The sequence below is a fragment of the Chthonomonas sp. genome, from assembly GCF_035294505.1.
GTDB lineage: Bacteria > Armatimonadota > Chthonomonadetes > Chthonomonadales > Chthonomonadaceae > Chthonomonas.
In genome coordinates, this window is record NZ_DATGKU010000122.1 from 1 (window position 1) to 3506 (window position 3506).

A 3506-nucleotide genomic window follows, 5' to 3' on the forward strand; every position below is an offset into this window, starting at 1 on the left:
TCTGCTGAAGGCCGTGGCCGACCCCGTGCGCTTACGCATTCTCTATGCCCTCTCCAACGAGCCACTTTGTGTTTGTGAACTAAGCGTTTTGCTCGATATGTCCATGCCGGCCGTATCGCATCATCTGCGTATCCTGCTCTCTGCAGGGCTTCTCAAGGTGCGCAAAGAGGGAAAATTCGCCTGTTATCACCTAAGAGATGGCCATTTTGCTCGAACCACGCTGCAACCGCTCCTACACTCACTCTCACGCCAGGAGGAAGAATAGATGTTACCAGACCGTTTCGACCTCGTGATTCTCGGTTCAGGCTCAACAGCTTTTGCTGCGGCCTTACGCGCGCGTGAACTGGGGAAACGCTCCGTGATGATCGAAGAAAGAACTCTCGGAGGCACCTGCGTTAATCGCGGCTGTCTCCCATCAAAAAACCTCATCGAGGCCGCCCGCATTCTCCACGAGGCGCATCACCCGCGTTACCCTGGGCTGCAACCGGCACCGATGACGTTCGATTTTAAAGCGCTTGTCTCTCAAAAAGACGACATCGTACACGCCTACCGGCAGAAAAAGTACACCAGTCTGCTTGACGGGTCTATACAGGTTGTGCAAGGACATGCGCAGTTTCTAGACCCACACACCGTTGCGGTAGACGGCAAAGCTCTTTACGGCGAGAGGATTCTCATCGCTACCGGCTCGCGTCCACAGGTGCCGGCTATTGAAGGCCTTCAAGAAGTTGCCTATCTTACCAGCGACCTGTTGACGGCCGATGAGGCGCAGGAGCTTACCCACTGCCCGCGCTCTTTGCTGATCGTTGGGGGTGGCTACATCGCCGTGGAGTTGGGGCAGATGTTCCGTCGTTTCGGTGCCGAAGTAACGCTCCTGGAGAGGGCGGCTCAGCTTTTTCCACGTTACGAACCGGAGGTAGGACCAACCGTCGCCTCTCTCTTGAAATCGGAGGGCATTCAGATATTGATGGATGCTTCGGTGGTATCGGTATCGCAGGAGGGGGAGGAGGTTGTAGCGCAGATCACACAGAAAGGGCGGAAGCTCACCGTTCGTGCTGAAAAAATCCTTGTTGCTACCGGGCGTACTCCCAACACCGATTCAATCGCCTTAGAGAAGGCCGGTGTGGTAACGAATGAGTATGGTGCCATTCACGTGGATGAATACCTGTGTACCAACGTGCCCCATATCTATGCTGCAGGCGATGTCATCGGGAACGAGGTAGACAGCCAGATGGCGACCCCTGTCGGCAGTCAGGATGGGGGAAAGGCGGCCTACAACGCTTTTGCCGACCCCGAACAGAGAGTCGCTGTAAATCATAGAGTGATACCGCGTGCCATCTTTATCGATCCCCCTCTTGCCACCGTCGGCATGACGGAGGCCGAGGTACAAGCTGCAGGTCGTCGTTGTTGGTGTACCGTGGTGCCCATGGAGCTTGTCCCACGTGCTGCCGCCATTCGCAACCCAAAGGGGTTTATCAAAATAGTGGCCGATTGGGATACCGAGGAGGTATTGGGCGTGACCATGGTCGGCCCTGGTGCCGAAGAGGTTATTCATGAAGCGGCCATGGGGTTGCATTTCCACGCCACCCTGCACGATTTCATCGAGATGCTCCACGTCTATCCAACGATGGCGGAGGCTCTTAAGATCGCGGCGATCTCCCGCTACAAAGACCCCGCCAAACTCTCATGCTGTGCCGAATGAGTGAAAGGAGGTTTCCTATGAAAAAGATGGGTTTTTTGTTAGGTGCTATGCTTACGGCGTTGGCGGCATCCGCCTGCTGCGTGTTGCCGGCGCTTCTCGGAGCGATTGGGGCCGGTACGGCTGCCGGCTTTGGGGCAGTGCTTGCGCCCTATCGCCCCTACTTCATCGTGCTCACGCTGCTATTCCTCGGAACGGGGTTCTATTTCGCCTATCGCCCTGAACCGAAGGAGGGAGGAAGCTGCTGTGTGGCCGATTCCCAAACCGAGCGTTTGCGCTTATCTCGCAAAATCTCGCGGTTCGTGCTTTGGGGTGTTACCGCCATCGTGCTCGCAACCATTCTCTACCCTTGGCTATCGGAAGAGCAACTACGTCGGGAAAATCAGCAGGCTCAGCTCGCCCTCACGCACGACACATCGCGATCCGCTTCTGCAACGGCCGTCTTTGTCGTGAAGGAGCTGGATTGCGCGGCGTGTGCCCTGCGCATTCAGCAAGCGCTGACCCGTCTGAAAGGGGTATACGCGGTGAGCAGCGACATTAAGGCGCGCCATGTGACGGTGCTCTACAACCCAAAACAGGTCGCTCCTGAGGCGCTTCAGGCTCAATTGACGAGTCAGGGTTTTACCGTTCAAGCTGTGGCCGGTAGTAAAGCAAAGGGGGGTACGTGTTGTCCGGTGGGAGGCTAGCTTTTTTAAAGACAGGAAACGGCACGCGTTACGACGTTAGCACGATGTTGGCTAACGTGGTAGTTTTTAGGCAGGAGAATGGGCGGTGAAAGACGAAAAGATAATAAACAACAGCGGCGAAAGGTTATGGCGAACACACAAAAATACCTTGCTTTTGACTTGGGGGCCGAGAGCGGCCGCGCGGTTGTAGGGCTTTTCGATGGGAATGGATTGCGGCTTGAGGACGTGCATCGCTTCCCCACCGGTGGCACGCTAGTGCTCGGCACACGCTACTGGGATGTTCTGCGCCTTTTTGAAGAGTGCAAAAAAGGGCTTGCCTTAGCGGTCACTCGATTTGGGAAAGACCTCGCGGGGATCGGTTTTGACACGTGGGGGGTAGATTTTGGCTTACTTGGTCGGGGAGATGTTCTTTTGGGGAACCCACGTCACTACCGTGATCACGGCAACGATGGCATGTTAGACATCGCCTTTGCGCTTCTAACTCCGGAGGCCATCTTCGATAGAACCGGCATTCAGTTCATGCAGCTCAACACGCTCTACCAACTCTTGGCGCTCAAGCTGCGCAAATCGCCCTGGCTTGAGGTGGCAGAAACCCTTCTGATGATGCCCGACCTCCTCGCTTTTTGGTTTACCGGCGAAAAAAGCTCCGAGTTTACCATAGCCTCCACAAGCCAGATCGTAGACCCAAGAAGTCGGCAATGGGCTTACGATCTATTGGTGCGGCTCGGTCTGCCCACGCATTTGTTTACCGCTATGACCGAGCCGGGAACCCAGAAGGGGACCTTAGTATCTGAAGTGGCTAAGGAGTGCGGATGCGGCGCGATTGCGGTCTACGCACCTGCAGAGCACGATACCGGCTCTGCTGTGGTTGCCGTACCGGCCTCCGATGCCGATTTCGTCTATCTGAGCAGCGGCACCTGGTCGTTGATGGGCATAGAATTGCCCCAACCTCTGCTTACCGAGCAGGTGCGCAAGGCGAATTTCACCAACGAGGGGGGCGTTTGTGGCACTACACGGCTGCTTAAGAACATCATGGGGCTGTGGTTGGTACAGGAGTGCCGTCGGGCCTATGCGCGCCGTGGCCAAGACCATAGCTATGCCGAACTAACCCAAATGGCCGAACA

4 protein-coding genes are annotated in these 3506 nt (G+C 56.1%); all 4 read left to right on the forward strand.

Going from position 1 to position 3506, the window contains the following annotated elements; all coding sequences use genetic code 11:
• The coding region (locus tag VKV18_RS07325) for a metalloregulator ArsR/SmtB family transcription factor (RefSeq protein ID WP_324203557.1) at window positions 1-265 on the forward strand (265 nt) is incomplete at its 5' end.
• Window positions 266-1699 (forward strand): mercury(II) reductase, encoded by a 1434-nt coding sequence (gene merA / locus VKV18_RS07330; RefSeq protein ID WP_324203558.1) that lies wholly within the window; start codon window positions 266-268, stop codon window positions 1697-1699. It begins immediately after the preceding gene.
• 17 nt (window positions 1700-1716) lie between these two features.
• On the forward strand, window positions 1717-2382 hold the full coding sequence (locus VKV18_RS07335) for a mercuric transporter MerT family protein (RefSeq protein WP_324203559.1): 666 nt from the start codon (window positions 1717-1719) through the stop codon (window positions 2380-2382).
• Window positions 2383-2508: 126 nt separating this feature from the next.
• On the forward strand, window positions 2509-3506 hold a 998-nt coding region (locus VKV18_RS07340; protein WP_324203560.1), incomplete at its 3' end, for a rhamnulokinase.

Bases quoted from the DNA above. Each gene is read 5' to 3' on its own strand.
- merA (WP_324203558.1), top strand. From the start codon at position 266: ATGTTACCAGACCGTTTCGACCTCGTGATTCTCGGTTCAGGCTCAACA.
- VKV18_RS07335 (WP_324203559.1), top strand. From the start codon at position 1,717: ATGAAAAAGATGGGTTTTTTGTTAGGTGCTATGCTTACGGCGTTGGCG.